This is a genomic window from Microbulbifer maximicatervae (SeqCode) (genome assembly GCF_052467695.1).
Window position 1 is genome coordinate 2,402,053 of the sequence record NZ_CP174320.1, and the last position, 21,888, is coordinate 2,423,940.

A 21,888-nucleotide genomic window follows, 5' to 3' on the forward strand; every position below is an offset into this window, starting at 1 on the left:
GGTTGCAGGTCATTGGATCTCAACTTCAGGCGTAAAAGGGGGAATTACAGGTGGATATGAGTATAACTAGTAAGTTTTTGAAGAAGAGAGCTGAAGAGAAAAATGATCTTATAGGTCACATTGATCATCTTGAAGGTGGTGTAATTAAAGGTTGGGTTGCTTCAAAAAGCAATTCAGCCCCGGTTCCAGTCCAAGTGCTAGTGAATGATCGTCCTGCTGGTTATGGAATTGCTGATATGTTGCGGGAAGACTTGGTTCGCGCGGGAATACATGAAGGTAAGCACGGATTCACAATTTCACTGCAGGAGTACTGGTCTAAGCCCGGCAAAGTAAAGTTTAAGCTGATTCATGCCGAGACACTACAAGAGATTAGTCATACAGAATTTATGAGGGATATCGAGCCTCAGAGATATACGGCCGAATTAATTCGTGTGCAGCAGGGGCGAATTGAGGCAAAAGTATCCTCTGTACATGCTCTCGGTAAGCGCACTGTTGTCTTATATCATGAAGATGAGCCGATATTTCATCAAGAGTTTGAGAGTTCTTCCACATCAATTGAACTTTCTTTACCAGTTCCCGTCAGCCTCCAAGACGGTAATCTTAGGCTTTATAAGCTTGGTTTGAGTGGATACCCTCACATGCTAGCAATGCAGTGGTTCTCCATCCATCCTGTACAGACTCCATGGCAGTACATCAAGGAGAGCTTCCGAGAGCCAGGCTTTCTTTCATTACGTCCTGAAGCTGGGCACAGGTATGAAAGTTTACACTATCACCTAGAGGCTATTGCTAAAGGAGAGAGCCTACTTACCTCTGAGGATTTGCTGACAGTACACAAGGTTATTTTGGAAGGGCATGAGGGACGTAAGAATTTCCCAGCATTCTCATTACCAAAATATGAGCAGCCACGGGTATCTATCGTTGTTCCTGCTTACAATAAATTTGAAGTCAGTTATCACTGCATTGCATCTCTTGCACTGTCATTCAATAAGACCAGTTTTGAAGTGATTCTCGCTGATGACTGCTCATCTGATATTACCGCAAGAGCTGAGGGAATCATTGGCAATTTAGTAATTTCAAGAAATGAAGAAAATCTAAGATTTTTGCGCAGCTGTAACAAAGCATCGAAATTGGCTAAGGGTGAGTTTATTGTTTTCCTTAATAATGATACGGAGGTAACTTCACGCTGGCTAGATGAGCTGATTGAAAAGCTAGATGGAGACCAATCTATTGGGATGGTGGGCTCTAAATTATTGAACCTGGATGGTTCCTTGCAAGAGGCTGGTGGTATTGTCTGGGGTAATGGGGAGCCATGGAATGTTGGACGCAACGCCAACTCTCAAGCTCCCGAATATAATTATGCACGTGAAGTGGATTATCTCACCGGCGCCGCAATGTGTATTCGTAACGACGTTTGGCAAGAGGTTGGCCTGTTTAGTGAAGAACTGGCTCCATGCTATTACGAAGACACGGATCTAGCTTTTAAGGTACGTGAAGCCGGTTACAAAACAGTTTATGTGCCGCATTCTGTTGTTGTGCATTTTGAAGGTCAGAGTCATGGGCGGGATGTTAAAAAAGGTTTAAAACGCTATCAGTCTGTCAATGAGAAAACATTTCGCAGTAAATGGTTTAGTGCTTTTCGTAACAACGGAATTGCTAGCATGGAAGCCATGGCACTGGAAAAAGATCGCAACATAGATCAGCGTATTTTGGTGATTGATTATGCCAGTCCCATGCCCAACAAAGATGCTGGTAGTTACGCTGCTGTACAAGAAATGAAGTTGATGTTGGAGTTGGGGTTTAAGGTTACATTTGTGCCTGAAAATATGGCTCATTTTGGAAAGTTCACAACTCAGCTTCAGAAAATGGGCGTCGAAGTACTTTACGCTCCTTTTTATACTTCTGTATTTGATGTGCTGCAAAGGCGTTTGCCGGAAATGGATGCAGTTTATATCACTCGCTATTCAGTGGCTGAGAAGTATCTGAGTACCATCAAAGAAAGCACCAGTGCAAAGGTGATTTTTAACAATGCAGATCTTCACTTTCTTCGGGAAATGCGAGCCGCCCTGAAAGATGGAAGAGATGATGAGCAGATGTCCAAGGCCTTGGAGACTCGCGAAAAAGAATTAATGGTATGTCGTCAGGCAGATGCAGTACTTTGCTACAACGCTACCGAACATGCAGTGATCACTTCCCATATTCTTGAAGCCGATAAACTGCATATTACACCTTGGGTTCTTGAAGAGAAAACAGTGGGTCCCAGATTCGAGCAGCGACAGGGAATTGCATTTTTAGGTGGGTATAACCATCTGCCGAATGTGGAGGCGGTAGAGTACCTTGCCAAAGAGGTGATGCCAATATTGCTTAAGAAGCGACCAGATATTTGTCTTTACGTGTATGGAAGCAATATGCCTGATAGTTTTGCACAGTTTGAGTGCGAAAATATTAGAATGGTAGGTTTTGCTGAACACCTTGATGAAGTGTACCATAATCATCGAGTATTTGTTGCCCCACTGTTATCTGGGGCTGGTATTAAAGGAAAAGTGTTGGAGTCTATGGCTTATGGATTGCCAACGGTATTGACCAATGTTGCCGCAGAGGGAACTGGTCTAACCAATGGTATTAGCACATTGATCGCTGAAAGACCCATGGCCTGGGCGGATGGGATAGCAAAGCTTTATGATGATGAGACACTTTGGTGTAAATTTGCGGAAAATAGCAGGACTCTCGTAGAGGAACAGTTCTCACTAGAGAACGGCAAAAATCGGCTTAAGGAAATTTTTTCCAGTGTCGGACTTTTTTCAACACATTGATGAAGTCTTAGTGCATTTAGATAAAAGTAGAAAAAATAGATTATGAGAAAAGTTGTACTTCACTATCATTTGTTTAAAAACGCAGGCACTTCACTGGATGCGGCGTTCAAGGAGAACTTTAAAGGAAGTGAGTGGGTAACCAAAGAATTTCCTGGGAACCTTCAGCTAAATAAAGCACAGGTAGAACAGTGGATTTTCGATAACCCACAGGCGAAGTGCTTTTCCTCCCACACTGCACTTTTACCCCCTCCAGAGGTGGAGGGGGTAAAGGTTTTCCCTGTAATTTTTGTGCGCCACCCTTTAGATCGGATAGCATCCGCTTATGCGTTTGAGCGTAAGCAAGGTGGTGATTCTTTTGGTGCGGTGTTGGCTAGAAATACTGATTTAAAAGGCTATATAGAAACTCGACTCTCATTACCTAACGATAGACAGTGTAGAAATTTTCATGTTGCACGCTTGGCGCAAATGTTCTCGTCGGAAAAAGGATCTGAGTTAGATAGAGCTAGAGAAGCTGTTCAAGAGTTACCTTTTGTAGGGCTGGTAGAGCAGTTTGATCGTTCTATTTTTAATCTTGAGAGTTGCTTACGTAATTTTGGTATTCCGAATGTTAAGCTTGAAACTGTAAGGAAAAATATTTCACGCGCAGTAAGTAAATCTCTCGATCAAAAGTTGATAGAAATTGAACGTGAATTAGGTGGAGAGGTTTACCGAAAACTAGTTGAATGTAACGCTTCAGATCTTGCGCTATATGAATACTTGCGAGTGAATTAAGTTTTACAATTATTTATGTGTTTCTGCGCTAGCATGATTTGTTTGGCTTTTATTTAAAACTAACTATGATATTTAAAACGTTATGATAATTTCAGGCTCTGAAAATTTTTCGGCCAGCCAGGAAGATTCCCAGGTCGAAGTAATTACTGTCTTTCGTGGTGGAGAAACTACTATAGATGTGGATGATAAGCTAAATCATCCAAAGTGGAATTTTACTAGAGAACAGAAAGTACCTTCTCCTAAAATATTTACTACCTATAATAAAAATATCGTATTCTCCGGCAATCTTGATGAGGAAGTTGATAGCTTGGGAGGTCCCATTTCTTTGGGGCGAGTTTTAAATTTATTTACTCCAGGTGCGGCTATTTATACGCACTGGCTCTTTGATTTGCTACCCAAGTTAGATTGCTTGCAGTTTGCTGGAGTAGATCTTTCTCGCTATGACAAAATCATAGTTAATGGTGTGAGTTCTCCGTTTCAAAAAGCCTCTTTTCAAGCTTTGTCCATTCCAGTGGATAAAGTAGTTACTCTTAAAAGCCTGGATGGAAGAAGGTATCACTGTGATGAATTGACTACCGTTGGTCCGGTAAGGCAAGCATATTTTACTGGGCTTTGGGTAATTGATTTTATACGCAGAGTATTTCCGGTGAAGAAGCCCGAGGGGCAATTCTCCAAGCGTGTGTATCTTTCAAGAGGTAAGGCTAGTAGGCGTCGAGTTATAAATGAAAGTCAGGTAGTTGACCTGCTAGATCGCCTGAACGTTCAAACTATTTACTGTGAAGATTATTCTATAAATGAGATGCACTGGATTATGAATAATTCAGAGCTTGTTGTAGCACCTCATGGGGCGGGATTATGCAATATAGCATTTTGTAATCCCGGTGTTAAGGTTGTTGAGTTTTTTAGTCAACATATATCTCCTGAATATTATCTTTTTTCTAAGATTCTGAATTTGTCATATCGTTCTGTTCCGTGTCCAGATTCTGATGGGAGAATCTATAGTGAGCTATTTTTGGATTATGAGAATGATTTTATAGGGGTTAATTCCGCTAATATTTTTGCTGATTTAGAACAATTAGAGAAATCTATTCTTTATTAGGGTTGGTTATTTTATGAAGTATTTTCAGATTGGTTTTAATAAGTGCGCAACTTTAAGTTTGCATTATTTTTTTGAGGGTAATGGATTTAAATCTATACATTACGAGTATGGGCGAATTGCTTGTGAAATAAGAAGGAATGTTGAAGCGGGTGTGCGTTCAGGCATTCTTGGAGCTTATGAGGATTATGATTTTTTGTGTGATATGGAGTTTGTTTGTGATTGGGATCATAAATATAAAGGGGTAACTCCTGCGTATAAAGAATATTATAAAAATCTTGATGAGGCATATCCAGGGTCAAAATTTATTCTGAATACTAGGAGCTTGTATAAGTGGCTGAAAAGCAGAGAGCGACATGCAGGTGGGGAATACATGAAGAGATATATGAATATTTACGGTGGGTCACAGAAGGATATTCTCCAGCTTTGGGAAGGAGAGTGGTATCAGCATCATGCTGATGTAACTGAGTACTTTAAAGGGCGGCGTGAAGATCTTTTAATTTTGGATCTTGAGGCAGGCTTGGATGTATGTAGATCTCAATTGAAGAGCTTTGTGGGAGCCCAGGTTGATACATCCCATTTTGGACATGCTCATAAGACCCGTGCGGCTTAGCAATTCTTGCGGAACTTCTATGGTCATTCTGTTAGATTTTTCAGAATGAGGTATGCTATTTATTCTCACACGTATAGTAAATAAAGGGGTATATTTTGGGGGTTCTGCATCGTGATTTGTTTGGGAAAAAAGAATAAATTTAAATGAAGTTAAGACGTTTTTAATTAAAAGAAAACCTTTTGTAATCATTGACGGTTGTTTATTTTAGTGAAGCCTATAGTATTTGTGCATATTCCAAAAACCGCTGGCACCAGTTTTCGTTGGGGGGCAGATTCTTATTTTGGTAAGGAAAGCGTCTGTCGAGATTATGGAGTTAAATCGGTAGAAACCAGTGAGCTTGTAAGGAGTTGGACTTCTAGTGAAAAGGATGGATGGCTATTTGCACAAGAATTTTCTAGGAGAGGGTATCAGTTTTTAACTGGACATTTTTATTCTGCGAAATATATTAATATTTTTGATGCGGGGAGAATGGTCACTTTTTTGCGCGACCCAATACAGAGAATCGCCTCTGAGTATAATCACTGTGTGAGGCATAATGGTTATAAGGATAGTTTCGAGGATTTTTATCGAAGCCCACAAAATATTAATCGACAGCTGAAAATCATTGGTCGGAAAAGCTGGGCTGAATTTGGTTTTATTGGGTTTGTAGATGCTTATCAGGACTCTCTGTGCCTGCTAAATAAGAGGTTTAATATTGAGATACCATATCTACATGAGAATGTGGCTAAAAGTGAAGTTGTTGAACCTCGCCAATTAACAAAAGGGCAGTTGCAAGAGTTGCGAAACCTGAACGCTGAGGAGTTGAAATTTTACAATCTTGCTCGATCTCAATTTGATTGGAATCTCCGTGCCAACCGCGCTGGCAATAACTATGTTTCCGGTTGCGTTACTAATTTTGAATCGGGTAAATTGCAGGGCTGGGCAATATCTGAGAATGCTGATGAGGCAGTCTTAGTACAAGCCAAGGTTGGGGATAATATAATCGCAGAGTCGAAAGCTAACGAATATCGCCCTTATTATAAAGCTAGGGGTTTAGGGCGGGGGGGGTTTTTAGGATTCACTATAAAAATCCCAAGTAGCATTGATCCTAATAATGTAGTGTGTGTCGTTGCTAATACAGGACAGCCAATACTTAATACCTTGAAAGAATAGTAGTTTTAAATTTCTGGTTCTATTTTGTTGGCGAGTTTGATTTCCGCCGTTCATCGTCGGTTTTTATTTGGAGTTCAAGTGAAGTTTGGTATTGCGGCTATTTTTAAAAATGAATATGAGTATATCCTGGAATGGATTGCCTATCATCAACTGATAGGAGTTGATACATTCTATATAGCCGATAACATTAGTGATGATGGTTCATCTCAATTACTAGAGTCATTGGATTATTTGGGTGTAATTAAGCGGGTCTATTTTCCTCGTGTGGGAGATATGGGCCCCCAAGTACCCGCTTACAATCATATTCTGGATAACTATGGTGATGAAGTAGATCTGTTAGGTTTTATTGATGCAGATGAATTTATAGTGAGCACTAATGGAATGCCGCTCAAAGATAATCTGAAAGCGTTTGATAGGATTGAGGATGCCGGTGCTCTTGCCCTCAACTGGAGAAATTTCGGTTCATCTGGCCGTAAATTTAAGGGCGAGGGGCCTGTAATAGAGCGTTTTATGCGCGCTTCAAAAAAAGATCATGACTTCAACCGTCATATTAAAACGATATTAAAACCAAAAATGACAAAAAAAATGCATATCCATGAATGCATTTTACATTCAGGGCGTTACTATAATGCAAATCTCGAACCTACAGTTTTTGAAGATAATATGGAAATTGCTCCAAAAACAGCTGAAGTTACTTTTGAGTGTCTCAGAATTAATCACTATGTAGTGAAATCTCGGCAGGAACATTTAGCAAATAAGGAGCGTAAAGGGTCAGGGGCTGGTAGTTCGACTCGTAGAAAAGGCGAGGGTTATTTTAAGGGGCATGATCTTAACGACGAAGAAGATAATACTCTCATTGACCTCGTGCCCGCTGTTAACCAGCGTGTAGAAGAGTTGCGCGCCCAGGTTTGTGATAAAAGCCCTTATCTTTGCCGGGGGAATGCTGTAGTGAATGCCAAGCCAGATTTGATTTTCGGTTGGGCTGCAAGTGAGTTTGAGGGTGCTCTGAAATTACGAATTCTTATTAATGGCTCAGAGTACTTGGTAGATGTCAATAAGGATCGTCAGGATGTGGTTGACAGGGGCCTATCTAGACGCTTGCAATGTGGTTTTGCCTTTAGGCCCCCTAAATCACTGACGCTAAAAGATCAGGTGGAGGCTTATATTTATGGTAGTGCTGTTGAGTGTCGAGTCAATTTTCTGTTCGAAAATGTGAGGGACTAGGCTAAAACCTTAGTCAGGAGTGAAGATTTGATTCTTTTGATTTGACATAATAAAGTTTGTGTATGAGTTGAGTCGAACAGTTTACATAATTTTCAGCAATATTTGGTTTTTATTTAGTGTTTAAGTATATCAAGTCTCTCTTTCATTGGGATTTGTCCTCCCGCCTTCGTCCAGCCACAGCTATTGTACCAGCGAGTACTACTGATTTTACTTATGACTGGGAGTCTAAAGGGGAGGATCCACAGTTTATTATTAATGGGAGAGGATTTGGCCCTGGCTGGTACATGGTAGAAATTGACCTTCGACACGATCAGCCTTCAGCAGATGCGAAGCTATATTTTGATTATGGGCAAGGTTTTAACGAGCCTGAAAGTGTCTTTGTTCCTCTTAAGTCTGGCAGAGTGACTAAGCGTCTTGTTTATCTGTCAAGGCGGATCCAGGCACTTCGTTTCGACCCTTTGGAATCTTCAGGGCTTTTCTCTGTCAGACATTTTCATTTCGTGAGATTGCCAGCACGCTTTGCCTATGACCGTTTATCACAGCGCTTGGCTAACATGCACTTTAAGTTTCGTGACATGGGGAAAGCGAATGTATTGCAGTATATTCGCAATGAAGCTCGTGAAACCAATCGCCCTTGGAAAGAATTGGCTCTGCAGCACTACGCAAGAACTTTTACTAAAAGGCGGCAGACATGTGATTATGCGGAGTGGATCAGAAAGGTAGAAACTGCAAAACTAGCTTCCCGTTCGGATGATGTGTGCGGTAAAAAGCTCGAGATGCAGCCATTGATCTCAATTATCGTTCCAACTTTCAATACTGATCCAGAGCTGTTACGCGAATGTATAGAGTCTGTACTTGCACAGAGTTATAGCAAATGGCAGCTTTGTATCGCTGATGACGCTTCCTCAAATCAGAAGACTCGGGAATGTCTTTTGGCGTATCAGGCTCAGGATTCTCGCATTCAGGTAGTTTTTCGGGAAGACAACGGACATATCTCTGCTGCTAGTAATACTGCTCTAGAATTGGTAAAGGGTGATTATATTGCACTGTTGGATCACGATGATACCTTGGCCCCGCATGCATTAATGACGATGGCGAAGGCGATTGCCGACAACCCTCAGGTTCAGCTGCTTTATAGTGATGAAGATAAAATTGATGAGCTAGGTGAGCGCTTTGATCCGCACTTTAAACCAGATTGGAACCCAGATCTGTTACTTTCACAGAACTATATTTGCCATTTGACTGTTTTAAAAGCAGCTCTTGTGGAACAGATTGGGGGCTTTCGTTTAGGACTTGAGGGTAGCCAGGATCATGATTTGCTTCTGCGCTGTGTGCCATACTTGAACAGTGAGAATGTGGTGCATATCCCTGAAATACTGTACCACTGGCGAGCAATTAGTGGCTCTACCGCTCTGGAAGGTGGCGCAAAGAACTATGCTGCGACTGCTGGGTTGCAAGCTGTGAATGATTATCTGAGCTCTCAAACTATAAATGCTACTGCGATGCCTGGTGCGGCTCCAAATAGCTATAGAGTACGATGGGATGTCCCAGCGTCAGCTCCTCTTGTGAGCCTTTTGATTCCTACGCGAGATGGCTTTGGTATTTTAAAGCCCTGTGTGGAGGCAATTCTCTCCAGAACGGATTACCCAAATTTTGAATTGTTAATTTTGGATAATCAAAGCACCTGTGAAGCCACACTGGGCTTTTTGGAGGAGATTTCTACTTCCGATCCTCGCGTTTCCGTACACCGCTGGGACTATCCATTCAATTACTCTGCAATTAATAATTTTGGTGTAGGTCTTGCGAAAGGCGAGGTTATTGGGTTGATTAATAATGATATTGAGCCCATCAATAGTGATTGGCTGGGTGAGATGGTAGGACAGGCTCTAAGGCCCGAAATTGGCTGTGTAGGAGCCAAACTATATTATCCTAACGATACTATCCAGCATGGCGGAGTAATCTTAGGTATTGGTGGTGTCGCTGGTCATTCCCATAAGTATTTCAGTCGTAATGAGTACGGTTACTTTTCACGTCTCCACCTAATTCAAAACCTTTCTGCGGTGACCGCTGCTTGCTTACTATTGCGTAAGACAGTATTTGATGAGGTTGGTGGATTGAATGAGGGAGACCTAGCCGTATCCTTTAACGACGTGGACTTATGCTTGAAGGTTCGCGAAGCAGGTTATCGTAATCTGTGGACACCTTATGCAGAGCTATACCACCACGAATCTGTCTCCCGCGGTGCGGACAACACTACAGCAAAACGTCGCCGTGCACAGAGAGAGGCCGATTATATGCGTGGCCGGTGGGGAGATTTACTAGATACTGATCCCGCATATAACCCTAATTTGACCTTAGTCCATGAGGACTTTACCTTGGCGTGATGGCGTGATGGCGTGATGGCGTGATGGCGTGATGGCGTGATGGCGTGATGGCGTGATGGCGTGATGGCGTGATGGCGCAGTATTTCAATTGCTGCGCCATTGGAGTTCAGAGCAATATACCAGGAAAGTTTTACTTTTTGATAGCAGGAATCAGTCTATTCGGCTTGTTGTTTTAAAGGTTTGGAGGCCTGGAGGCGCAATCGTATCAGATTTGGCATAATCTACTTACGCGATAAGCGTATAAGTAAATAAGTTCTAGCATCGATAGCCCAAGCGACTCCCCAACTTTATGACTTTTCCTCAATTATTTGTAGCCGGTATCTTCGTTCTGGTTATCGTTTCACTGATCTTCACCCGATTTAGGCCATCCCTGGTCTTCGCTTCGGCCGCTGGAGCTTGCTTTCTAACCGGACTTGTGCCAGTGGAGTCAGCTCTGCAGAAGGGTGCCAACCCGGGGCTGGTGACATTGGTCGTGTTACTATTGGTATCTGTGGGACTGGAGAAGGCTCGTTGGTTGCGATTGATCTCAGGTGGGCTAATCAAGGACTCCCTCAATACCAGCTTGTTACGACTTTCTGCCGCCACGGCGCTGAGTTCGGCTTTCCTCAACAATACGGCCGTGGTGGCAGCACTTGCATCCAGTGTTAAGGGGCAGCGACGGCTGCCCGCAGCCAAGCTTTTAATGCCCCTGTCATACGCGGCGATACTTGGAGGGACCCTGACCTTGATAGGGACCTCTACCAATCTGATTGTCAATAGTTTTGTACTAGATCGCGACTTGCCAGGGCTGGATTTCTTTGCCTTTTTACCGGTAGGGGTAGCTGCAACTTTAGTGGGGCTTACTGTACTGATATTGTGTAACCGTTTGCTACCCGAGGGGACTGTAACTGATGAACCTGTGGCCGAATACTTGCTAGAGGCTGAGGTGGTGGCGAACTCTCCTCTTGACGGAAAGAGTGTTGAGCAAAACAATCTACGTCGCCTGGAGACTTTCTATCTAATCGAAATAGTTCGGGACGATCAAGTAATTAGTCCAGTTGGTCCTTCAGAATTGATTCGTTCTGGTGATAAATTGATTTTTAGTGGCGATGTTCGTGATCTCGGACGTTTACAGGATATAGAAGGTTTACGCTTATTTGCTTTAGATGACGAGGCACTGGATTTAAATCTTACAGAAGTGGTGATTACTCCAAGCTCCAGTATTCTCGGCCAGTCTCTCAAGAGTTGTAACTTCCGCACTCGCTTTGATGCCGCAGTTGTGGCAATGCGGCGTGGCGGTGACAGGCTGTCGGGTAAGTTGGGGGAGATTGAGTTGCGAGCAGGAGATGCACTCTTGCTCGCCGTGGGTGCTGATTTCCGCCATCATCTTAATATCGATAAAAACTTCTATGTTATCAGCGGTACTGAGGTAAGACGGGACTTGTCTCAGCGTGATAATTGGCTGTTGGGCTTAGGCTTCACCGCAGTTGTTGCTGGAGCGGCACTTGGTTATTTTTCATTGCTAAAAGGCTTGCTGGTATTACTAGGTGGTATGATCGGCCTCGGCATCCTATCGACTACTGAATTGCAAAGGCGTTTTCCTTTTCAGATATGGCTGATTATTGCCAGTGCTTTGGTGCTTGCGGAGGCTTTCGCTGGTAGTGGCCTGGCAGATGTATTGGCCCAGAGGTTGAAGGGACTCCTTGCTGGTTGGGGGCCCATGGCAGGTTTGGTGGGAATATTTTTACTGACCCTTGCGTTAACTGAACTGATGACAAATAACGCGGCTGCTGCTTTGACTTTTCCCCTCGCCTGGAGCCTTGCCGAAAGTTTTGGGGTCAGTTGGATGCCTTTTGTAATGGCCGTTGCTTACGGAGCAAGCGCAAGCTTTTTAACACCTTTTGGTTACCAAACCAATCTGATAGTGCAAAATCTTGGCGGGTATCATTTACGCGATTTTCTTCGTGCGGGCCTACCTCTAACTATTGCTTATTCTATTGTTGTCTTGGCTTTACTACCTATCGTATTTCCCTTTGAGGTTTGATCGGTTTGGAGATTGATTTGGAAAAGGCCAGTCGCTGGCTAATCGTGGAGGAAGGCCGTAATCCTTCAACGGACTATTTTGTTTTACCATTCCTTCAAAATATGGGAGTTAGTTACGAGCGTTGTGGTTTTAATGATATTCCGATAGAGGAAAATGTACGAGGCGCTAATATTATATTAGTGCGTTATATTCCGGGTAAATGGAAGTCATTTCTGAAGAAAAATATTGAGAAAATTTCTCGTATATTTTTCTTTATAGATGATGATTTGTTTGATCCGCGGACATTTCTTAGTTTGCCTGTTAAGTACAGGTTTAAATTGCTTCGATATGGGTGGTCAAAGCAAAAATGGTTAAAGTCTGTAGGGGCTCAATTGTTGGTTTCGACTCCTTATCTACAGAGTAAATATAGTGATTGGAGGCCAAGATTGTTGCAAGCGGAGCCCATCAAGATAACTGATAGAAATTTTGTAAATCTTTTTTATCATGGCTCTGCATCACATCAAGAAGATATCCAATGGTTGTACCCTGTGGTAAGTGAGGTTCTTAAGTATAATCAAAATTTGAGCTTTGAAATAATTGGAAATACCTACGTGAATCGGCTTTTTTCCAATATACCAAGGGTTAAAGTGTTGCACCCGATGAAATGGCCTACTTATTTCTCGATGTTACAGGTGCCGGGGCGAAATATAGGTTTAGCGCCCTTATTGAATGTACCTTTTAATAGAGCTAGGTCTCACACCAAGTTCTTTGATATCACACAGGCTGGTGCTGTGGGCATTTACGCTGCTGGTGATATTTATGGCAAAGTGGTTCGTCATCGTGAAAACGGTTTGCTTTTACCTATGAACTCTTCGCAATGGATCGATGGAATTCTTGCTTTGGCTGAGGATGAAGAATTACGAAGGAATATGCTGGCCGAGGCACGAAAATGCCTGTAGCCGGACACTGTTCTTTAGGTTTGCGGAAACACCGGATTCTAGAAAGCCTACTCGATATACGCTGCCAGTATATTACGTTCAAGCCCGCTAGTTATGTGAGTTATATGATTGGTTGGGGGCTTAAACCAACAGCGATGAAAGCAAAAAGGATTGCTCTACGAGCAGGGCTCCCATTTGCATGTATAGAAGATGGGTTTTTGCGTTCGCTCGGGTTGGGAGTTAATGGAGCGGTTCCGCATAGTCTGGTGGTTGATAAAACCGGGATCTATTATGATGCATCTCGACCTAGTGATTTAGAAACACTGATAGCTCTAGCTGACTTCACTTCTGAAGAACTGGAGCGAGCAGAGAAAGGGATAGAGCTATTACGAGCTAATAGGCTTTGTAAATATAATCAATCCATAGATAAGCCCTTAGATTGGTCAACTAATTTGAAAAGGGTTTTAGTTGTAGATCAGACTTTTGGTGATGTCTCTGTTTCGGCTGGCCAGGCTTCTGAATCTCATTTTCTGGCCATGCTGGATAGTGCTATTGAAGATAACCCTGAAGCCGAGATATGTGTAAAAATACACCCGGATGTTATAACAGGGAAGAAGAAGGGTTATTTATTAAGTTTAGCTTTTGAAAAAGGCTGTAGAATTATATCTGAAGATATCTCACCTTGGGCCATTTTTGACTATGTGGAAAAAGTTTATGTTGTCACTAGTCAACTGGGGTTTGATGCTTTAATTGCGGGGAAAGAAGTACACTGCTTTGGTGTTCCTTTTTATTCTGGGTGGGGATTAACTAAAGATAGACAATTTTTATCACGTCGCAATATCAACAGATCTCTTTCGCAGCTCTTTTGTGCTGCCTATTTGAGGTATTGTCGATATATAAACCCATATACCGGTGATAAATGTGAGTTTGAAGAGACGGTTGCTTTGATTGCGGAGCAAAAGCGGCAGTGGCTTAGGTTTCAAGGTGCTTGGTTAGGTGTGGGCTTTTCATCATGGAAGAGAAAGTTTATTCCTAATTTTCTTAGTAAAAATAGAAAGGTGGACTTTGTTAGAGGTACAAGCTCTATCAGTCAGTGTGCAGCGGGCGCTAATGTTTTTGTTTGGGCTAGTCGGCCAACGAATTCATTGCAGAAAAAGATTGAGGGGATTCAAGCTCGTCTTTGGAGAGTTGAAGATGGGTTCATACGTTCAGCAGGGCTAGGTGCGGACTTGGTTGCACCCACTTCTTTAGTGTTTGATTCCCGGGGTATTTACTTTGATGCCCGGTCACCCAGTGATCTTGAAATTATTTTAAGTGATACTAATTTTAGTGATGAAATACTTAATAGGGTGAAAAGCCTTCATCTGCTACTTTTAAGGAAAAGAGTTACAAAATATAACATTCAGGGCTCAGTAAATCTCTCTCTTCCTGATAATAAGAAAATTATTTTAGTTCCTGGGCAGGTGGAAAGCGATGCCTCAATTGCTTATGGTTCTCCTGTTATAAAAAGTAACCATTCTCTTTTGGAGAGTGTAAGGAAGGGAAATCCAGAAGCATATATTATCTATAAACCGCATCCCGATGTGGTTGCTGGTGCTCGCTTGGGAGAATTACCCCAAGGGTCTAAGCGGTTATATGACTTGCTTGTCACTGAAGGAGATATCTCTCTAATATTGGATGAGGTTGATGAGGTGCATACCTTGAGTTCTCTGGCGGGGTTTGAAGCCTTACTTAGAAAAATTAAGGTTGTCACTTATGGTTTACCTTTTTATTCCGGCTGGGGGTTAACTGAGGACACTCTGCTCTCCAAGGCAGGGGGTGATAGGGCGGATTTTGACGTTTTCAAGCAAAGGCGGCGGCGTAAATTGACTTTAGATGAATTAATCGCGGGAACCTTGCTACTTTACCCAGTATATGCTGATGCTGCGACAGGGGATTACATTGATGCAGAGACCACAGTTAAGTTAGTAGAAAAAAAACGATCTTTATATGATGGCGGGAGCTTTTTCTTTAAAGTTTTTTGCTGGTATAGAAAAAATTTTCTTCGCTATTGATAAATATATCAATGGATGCTCCGTTTGATAGACGGCAAAGCGAAACTGTATTTCCATATAAATAATATATTTTTAGATATGTATCTTTAGGAGGTGATAATGCTAAGCCGAATACTTGCTTTGACTTGGAAAATACCTAAGTGGTCTTTCGAGTTGGTTAGTTGGGGGAAGAGCTTTAAGAATAATCCTATTATTGGAAGCTACTGGCTTAATGTATTCGGGTTGCATGTTTTTAGGGTGATAGTTGCACATATACTATTTAGAGTTCGGTTGTTTCTTCTTTCCCCAATTGTTCCTTCAGAGTATCGAGGAGAATTTATTAAGAACGGCTATATTTTAAGGGAGAATTTTCTTGATAAAGATCAATTTTTCCGCTTGGCTGAAGAGCTTGATCAGTTTGAGGGGCCAGTTAGGGAGATAATCGAAGGGACAACAGTAACTCAGAGAATCTTTATGGATTATGAGGAGCGAAGAAAAGCTCCGGAATTTAAAAAGCTAGCTGAAAATCAATTGTTGGATCGGTTGATGCGATTTTGTTCATCAAAAAATCGCCCTCCTTTATTCTATATAGAAAATCTTTGTAATCATGAAGATGTAAATCGCCGACCTGATCCTCAGCGTGATTTACATGCAGATACTTTCCATCCGTGTGTTAAGGCGTGGCTATACATTGATGAGACAAGTGATAATAATGGCGCTTACATCTATGTGCCTGGATCGCATAAGCTCTCATGGAAAAGATTAAAATGGGAGTACAAAGAAAGCCTTGAAGCATGTAAAAAAGGTAGTAAACGCTCGCCTGGACGCTATTGGGATGGATCTTTTCGGGTCAATGGAGCGGATTTACATGAAATGGGATATCAAGTTAAAAAGTTATCTGTCCCAGCTAACACTCTAGTAATTGGTAATGTGTATGGATTTCACTGCCGCGGAGAAGCACTTCGAAAGTCAAAGCGGATGACCGTGTGGATGCAGGCTCGAGATAATCCGTTTAATCCATTATTTACGCCCTTCCCCAAAAGCACCGCCAAAGTATTTGAAGCAGTATGGAAAAAGGCCTTAAAGCACCTAGATAAAAGTAAAGTCAATAGTGGTGAGCAAAGAAATTTTTACGGTCGTCTATCCCGTCCTAGATAGAAGGGAATTTTGGATGAATTTTAATCGTCAAGTTTCTACAGCATTTTAGGTAGTCGGAAAAATTCTCAATGGTTATTCTCGGAGATAAGTGGCTCTACACGATTTATTGAGTGTCGGGATCGGCCGATAAGGCACTAATGGTTAGCGTGGATTGTGATTGCTGTGTTGGTGAATTGTGATCTAGTCAATTGTGGTGGTCACTTACCTGAGTAAAATGGTTGCTCAACCGCCAATTTTTCTTGATGGCATGTTACTTAGCTTCGTTTATGATGGTGTGTATGATGGAATTATTATTTTTATAAAAATGTCTTCTCAAGCTTTATTAAATGGATTTAGTATTCTATACAGGGAAAAGACTTCTCTGTTTATATTTTATACTTTTCCACCGCGGTGAGTTTTATCTCAACCAGTCACTGATTTTAGTAAGAAGTGAACAACTGTAGAAGAAAATTAATCCGTTTGGTAGAATTTTGCGCCAATTGGTACTCCAATACCTGTTTTTGTTCGTTTAGTTGATGAATTTCCTGTTGGGCCCAATGGAGCCACAGAAAGGCACATGCCAATGTGTCAATGAGCTGAGTGGCTAGCATACGGCATGGTAATGGTTTTTGTTTAACCAGTTATTTATATGTGCTCAATTTCTAAGCGCCAAATAGCAAGTTTTAGGGGTAGGATGAATAATGTCTGTGGCAGTCTTTTTACAGGGGCCTCATGGCCCGTTCTTTGCGAAGTTGGCAAAGCGACTTTCACAACAGGGCATAACTACGCACAAAATTAATTTTAACGGCGGCGACCGCTACTTTGCCTGGGCCGATTTTCAGGTAGACTTTACCGGAAGTGAAGGTGACTGGACATCCTTCTTTAATTCTTACTTATTGGAACATAGGGTTGAAGCAGTATTTGTGTACGGTGACTGCCGCCGCTATCACTTTCAAGCCCGAACCGTTTGCGAATCTTTGGGCGTGGCTTATGGGGTGTTTGAAGAAGGTTATCTTCGCCCTGACTTTGTCACCTTGGAATGGGGTGGTGTGAATGCTTTTTCCCGAATGGATTGGACACGGGATGGGATCGAAAAGTATGAGCCTGACTTAAGACAACCTTGCGCTTCGCCGGTAGGGCAAACGTTTTGGCACCGAGCTTCTTATGCTATGGGCTACTATACGGCGATGCGTCTTGCCCGATCAGAGTTTCCAGCTTATCACCACCACCGAAACCGGGACTGGAAAGCTGAAGGCATATGTTGGCTAAGAAGTTTTGTACGCAAAGGGCTGTATAAGATAACAGAACGCAATTTGACTGCTAAGTTGATAGGAGAGTTTAGTCAGCGCTTTTTCTTATTTCCCCTACAGACACGCGATGATTTTCAATTGCGAGAGCATTCTGATCTCCTGTCCATCGAAAATGCAATTGATCGAGTATTAAAATCATTTGCTAAGAGTGCTCCAGGTGATGCGGTAATCGTTCTTAAGCACCACCCTATGGACCGTGGTTTCTGTCACTATCAGAAACTGATTGATAGTTTAGAGGTTCGTTATAATATTCAGGGGCGGGTAGTCTATTGCCATGATCTGCACTTGCCTACTCTACTGGACCATGCTCGTGGCGTAGTTACAATTAATAGTACTGTCGGTATCTCTGCCCTTCTTCACAAAGTGCCCACAAAAGTGCTTGGGCGTGCGCTATATGATATCCCAGGCCTGACTCATCAAGGTAAACTGTCCAGCTTCTGGGCTGAGCCTGAGAGCGTGGATATTGCTTTTTTCAGACGCTTTCATACCTATTTATATGAGCAAACTCAGCTAGACGGTAGCTTCTCCAAGGCGGTTGGCGCCACCATCGAAGGGGTGGTAAAGCGCATAGAATCTGCTGCTGAGGGTAGCCCCCAGGCCAAGCTCTCTATCAAAAGCGGAAATAGTGCGGGTTAATTCTCTCGCACGGACTTGGACTAGAGATTAGGGATTTTGCGTTCTTTTCCTTTCCATCTAAGGTATTTCATTCCACTTGCACGCTTCATCACAGCTTGTTTAAAAAACAGGCTGATCTGGATCGTCTAACCTGTTAGACTGCGCGGCCTTTTACCCACCGCTCCGGTCCCGCGATAGGGACTTTGGCTTCAAGTGAATTCCGAAATGACCGATACCCCTAAAGCGGCCGGCTTCGACCAGTTGGGTCTGCCGTCTGAAATTCTCAGCGCCATCGAAAAGCTCGGCTATGAGACTCCCTCCCCGATTCAGGCACAAACTATTCCGTCCCTGCTGGAGGGGCGGGATGTGCTAGGCCAGGCCCAGACCGGCACTGGCAAGACCGCAGCCTTTGCGCTGCCGCTACTCTCCCAGCTGGACCTGAAGGATCGTCGCCCTCAGGCACTGGTGCTGGCACCGACCCGCGAACTGGCTATTCAGGTGGCTGAAGCCTGCCAGTCTTACGCATCCAAGTTGAAAGGTTTCCACGTTGCGCCTATCTATGGTGGCGCTGACTACCGCGGCCAGATACAGCAGTTGAAGCGTGGCGTTCAGCTGGTGGTAGGTACCCCCGGACGGGTGATGGACCATATGCGTCGCGGCTCCCTGGATCTGTCCAATCTGCGCACCCTGGTGCTGGATGAGGCGGATGAAATGCTGCGCATGGGCTTTATCGATGATGTGCAGTGGGTATTGGAGCAGATTCCTGAAGAGCGCCAGATTGCGCTGTTCTCCGCCACTATGCCAAAAGAGATTGCCCGCATCGCCCGCGAGCATCTGGATGAGCCGGTTGAAGTAAAAATCCGTGTTAAGACTGAGACTGCTGAAACCATTCGCCAGCGCTACTGGCCGGTTGGCGGCCTGCACAAACTGGATGCACTGACCCGTATTCTTGAAGCGGAGCCGGTGGACGCCACGATTATCTTCGTGCGCACCAAAAACAGCACTGTGGAACTGGCAGATAAGTTGGCCGCCAGAGGCTTTGCCAGTGCCGCCCTGAACGGTGATATGGCGCAGAACCTGCGTGAAGCCGTGATCGACAAGCTGAAAAATGGCAAGCTCGATATTGTTGTAGCCACCGATGTTGCGGCTCGTGGACTGGATGTGAAGCGTATCAGCCACGTGATCAATTACGACATCCCCTACGATACCGAAGCTTATATTCACCGTATCGGTCGTACCGGCCGCGCTGGTCGCGAAGGCGATGCGATCCTGTTTGTGGCGCCCCGCGAGCGCCGTATGTTGCGTGTCATCGAGAAAGCGACCAAGAAGCCGATCGAAAAACTGGATTTGCCCAGCGCAGATGCAGTTAACAGCGCCCGTATGCAGCGCTTCCGCGAGCGCATCACCGCGACCCTGGAAGGCCAAACTGATCTGGCGCCCTATCGCCAGCTGGTTGAGGAATTCCTGGCGCAGAATGAGGTTGATCCACTGGATGTTGCCGCCGCGCTGGCTGCAATGGCCCAAGGTGATCAGCCCCTGCTGATTCAAGAGAAAGAGCAGAGACCGCGCAAAGAGCGTCGCGAGCGCGATGATGACTTTGACGGTGGCCGCCGCCGCAAGAAGGAAAGCTTCGAGAAAGATCGCAAGCTACCGCCGCCCGATGAGGGGCTGGAGCGCTTCCGTATCGAGATCGGCCGCGAGCAGGGCGTGCGTCCCGGTAGCATTGTTGGCGCTATTGCCAATGAGGTGGATCTGGACAGCTCCTATATCGGCCGTATCGAAATCTACAACGATTTCACCACGGTAGATCTGCCTCAGGGAATGCCGAAAGAAGTGTTCCAACACCTGAAGAAGGTGCGTGTTTCCGGTAAGCCGATGAAAATCACCCGCTTCGATGAAGCGGCGGTGAAATCGAAAGGGAAGCCTAAGGGTAAGCCTAAGTTCAAGCCCAAAGGAAAGCCCAAAGCCAAGCGCAGCAATAATGACGACTAAGTCGTACTTGTTTTAGCAGGTTTATCCCGGGAGAGCGCAGGTCTGCGCTCTCCCATTCAGTTTCCCTTCTTCTATTTCTTCCCTGTCTTGAATTAGCGCTGCGGCAGCATACGGGTGAGTGTGTTATCGCGGGCGATAAAGTGATGCCACAAGGCTGCGGCGATATGCAGTCCAACCAGTATGAGCAGGGCGGGCCACATTACATCTTTGTGCAGGAAAGCGATTTGCTTGCCCAGATCCGGGTTTTTGGCGAACAGGTTGGGAACGGCAAACAGGCCAAAAAACTCGGTATCGCGCCCAAACAGTTGGCGCATCACGATGCCAGAAACCGGCATAGCCAGAATCAACAGGTAGAGCCCACCATGGGTCAGGCTGGACAGTGCCTTCTGCCACTTCTTGCCTTCGGTCTGTGGACGCTTGTGGCGCGCACGCCAATAGAGGCGCAGGGCCAGAAGCATCAGGACACCGACTCCGAGGGAGAAGTGCAGCTGCATAAACCAGCCGCGCATGGGATCACCTCGCTCGTAAAATTCATGCAGTTCAACTGCTCCCCATACCGAGAGCAATAGGATTACAAAAAGCCAGTGCAGTCCTTTACTTACTGAGTTCCAACGTTCAACCGGGTTTGACATAGAGGGTCTCCTACAAAGTCCAGGCATTTGGCCGGGTACAGGCCAATGCCGATAGTTATTTGTGTGATTTTACCGGCCTCTCCGGCCAGACCAAACCATTGATTTGTTTGGTCTGAAAATATTCAGTTTGTTTGATAATTGTGCTGAGGTTGAATAAGTCATTATTTCCGCAAAGGCTTAAGCCGCCCAGTTAACTTTTGTAAGTGGTTAGGCAGGTTCTGCCACACTGGGGCTGGTTTTGGCCGCTCTCACACCTTGCAGATTGGCAAAGCTGGTATCCCGTGCGGTTTTGAGGAAGTCTGTGAGATAAGGTTGCTCGAGCATATCTTCCCGCACTGCCGCGTAGAGAGTGCTCCAAAGGCCCTCTTTACCCAGCTGGAATTGGGAAACAAACCCCTTTTGCAGGTACTCGTGCAGCGCCCAATTGGGCAGGGCGCAAACCCCTCGGCCGCTGGCTACTAACTGAACCATCATCACGGTGAGTTCTGCGGTTCGAACTTCTGCGGGTTCAATTCCAGCGGGGTCGAGGAAGTGCTGGAAGATATCTAGCCGCTCGCGCTCAACCGGATAGGTAATCTGGACTTCACCAGCCAATTCCTGCGGTTCTACCCAGCGCCGCTTGCTCTCCTGCGCAAGTGGGTGTTTGCGGCTTATGGCAAGGCACATTTCAAAGCTGAATAGTGGCTCGTAGTGTAAGCCTTTGAGATCCGAGTCCGGGTTGGAAGTGACAACCAGGTCCAGGTCGCCGCGCACCAGCGCGGGCAGGGGATCGAAGTGGAAGCCGCTGCACAGGTCCAGTTCCACTTCTGGCCAGCCGTCTCGATAGGTATTCAGTGCGGGCATCAGCCACTGGTAGCAGCTGTGGCACTCGATAGCGATATTGAGCCTGCCCGCTTGCCCAGATGCCAGCCGGGACAGGTCCCGCTGTGCTATAGCTACCTGGGGCAGTATGTCGTCGCCCAACTGCAGCAGTCTCAGACCGGCACTGGTAAATCGCAGAGGCCGGGATTTGCGTATGAACAGTTCTTGGCCGAGCCGGTCCTCCATTTCGCGAAATAAGTGCGAAAGAGCTGACTGGGTCAGGTGAAGGCGCTCTGCTGCGCGTACTAAGCTGCCTGTCTCACGCAATACACTCAGCGCACGCAAATGGCGCAATTCAATCATCATTAAAATTATTCA

General features: G+C 44.6%; 15 protein-coding genes. 13 read left to right on the forward strand and 2 right to left on the reverse strand.

All coding sequences use genetic code 11. The features are described from left to right. Window positions 1-56: 56 nt before the first annotated feature. From ACJJI8_RS10605 to ACJJI8_RS10665, 13 genes are all read left to right on the forward strand, one after another. Window positions 57-2,810, forward strand: a complete 2,754-nt coding sequence (locus tag ACJJI8_RS10605) for a glycosyltransferase (RefSeq protein WP_444935164.1) — start codon at window positions 57-59, stop codon at window positions 2,808-2,810. A gap of 42 nt (window positions 2,811-2,852) precedes the next feature. Then, the gene (locus ACJJI8_RS10610; RefSeq protein WP_444935011.1) at window positions 2,853-3,581 is read left to right on the forward strand and encodes a sulfotransferase family 2 domain-containing protein; all 729 of its coding nucleotides are present in this window, start codon (window positions 2,853-2,855) and stop codon (window positions 3,579-3,581) included. A gap of 82 nt (window positions 3,582-3,663) precedes the next feature. Beyond that, window positions 3,664-4,680 carry a glycosyltransferase family 61 protein gene (locus ACJJI8_RS10615; RefSeq protein WP_444935012.1) on the forward strand — a complete coding sequence of 339 codons (1,017 nt, stop codon included), beginning with the start codon at window positions 3,664-3,666 and terminating at the stop codon, window positions 4,678-4,680. 13 nt (window positions 4,681-4,693) lie between these two features. After that, entirely contained in the window at window positions 4,694-5,290 is a 597-nt protein-coding gene (locus tag ACJJI8_RS10620) for a sulfotransferase (RefSeq protein WP_444935013.1), read from the forward strand. Between the two features lie 207 nt (window positions 5,291-5,497). Continuing rightward, a complete protein-coding gene (locus tag ACJJI8_RS10625; RefSeq protein ID WP_444935014.1) occupies window positions 5,498-6,442 on the forward strand; it encodes a sulfotransferase family 2 domain-containing protein in 945 nt (314 codons plus the stop codon). Between the two features lie 78 nt (window positions 6,443-6,520). After that, window positions 6,521-7,666: a glycosyltransferase family 2 protein gene (locus ACJJI8_RS10630; RefSeq protein WP_444935015.1), complete on the forward strand. Its 1,146-nt coding sequence runs from the start codon at window positions 6,521-6,523 to the stop codon at window positions 7,664-7,666. 116 nt (window positions 7,667-7,782) lie between these two features. Beyond that, window positions 7,783-10,050, forward strand: coding sequence for a glycosyltransferase family 2 protein (locus ACJJI8_RS10635; RefSeq protein ID WP_444935016.1), 2,268 nt, complete (start codon window positions 7,783-7,785; stop codon window positions 10,048-10,050). A gap of 289 nt (window positions 10,051-10,339) precedes the next feature. Continuing rightward, on the forward strand, window positions 10,340-12,073 hold the full coding sequence (locus tag ACJJI8_RS10640) for an SLC13 family permease (protein ID WP_444935017.1): 1,734 nt from the start codon (window positions 10,340-10,342) through the stop codon (window positions 12,071-12,073). 17 nt (window positions 12,074-12,090) lie between these two features. After that, window positions 12,091-13,011, forward strand: a complete 921-nt coding sequence (locus ACJJI8_RS10645; RefSeq protein WP_444935018.1) for a glycosyltransferase family protein — start codon at window positions 12,091-12,093, stop codon at window positions 13,009-13,011. Beyond that, a complete protein-coding gene (locus ACJJI8_RS10650) occupies window positions 13,002-15,044 on the forward strand; it encodes a capsule polysaccharide biogenesis protein (RefSeq protein ID WP_444935019.1) in 2,043 nt (680 codons plus the stop codon). The genes ACJJI8_RS10645 and ACJJI8_RS10650 overlap by 10 nt, the downstream gene beginning before the upstream one ends. Window positions 15,045-15,143: 99 nt before the next feature. After that, complete coding sequence (locus ACJJI8_RS10655) at window positions 15,144-16,181, forward strand: phytanoyl-CoA dioxygenase family protein (protein WP_444935020.1); 1,038 nt, start codon at window positions 15,144-15,146, stop codon at window positions 16,179-16,181. Window positions 16,182-16,861: 680 nt separating this feature from the next. After that, the gene (locus tag ACJJI8_RS10660) at window positions 16,862-18,106 is read left to right on the forward strand and encodes a capsule polysaccharide biogenesis protein (RefSeq protein WP_444935021.1); all 1,245 of its coding nucleotides are present in this window, start codon (window positions 16,862-16,864) and stop codon (window positions 18,104-18,106) included. Window positions 18,107-18,310: 204 nt separating this feature from the next. After that, window positions 18,311-20,077, forward strand: a complete 1,767-nt coding sequence (locus ACJJI8_RS10665; RefSeq protein WP_444935022.1) for a DEAD/DEAH box helicase — start codon at window positions 18,311-18,313, stop codon at window positions 20,075-20,077. 92 nt (window positions 20,078-20,169) lie between these two features. Here ACJJI8_RS10665 and ACJJI8_RS10670 read toward each other — a convergent pair whose 3' ends face one another. Both ACJJI8_RS10670 and ACJJI8_RS10675 read right to left on the reverse strand, forming a co-directional pair. After that, entirely contained in the window at window positions 20,170-20,709 is a 540-nt protein-coding gene (locus ACJJI8_RS10670; protein ID WP_444935023.1) for a cytochrome b, read from the reverse strand. 207 nt (window positions 20,710-20,916) lie between these two features. Next, the gene (locus tag ACJJI8_RS10675; RefSeq protein ID WP_444935024.1) at window positions 20,917-21,876 is read right to left on the reverse strand and encodes a LysR family transcriptional regulator; all 960 of its coding nucleotides are present in this window, start codon (window positions 21,874-21,876) and stop codon (window positions 20,917-20,919) included. Window positions 21,877-21,888 lie beyond the last annotated feature (12 nt).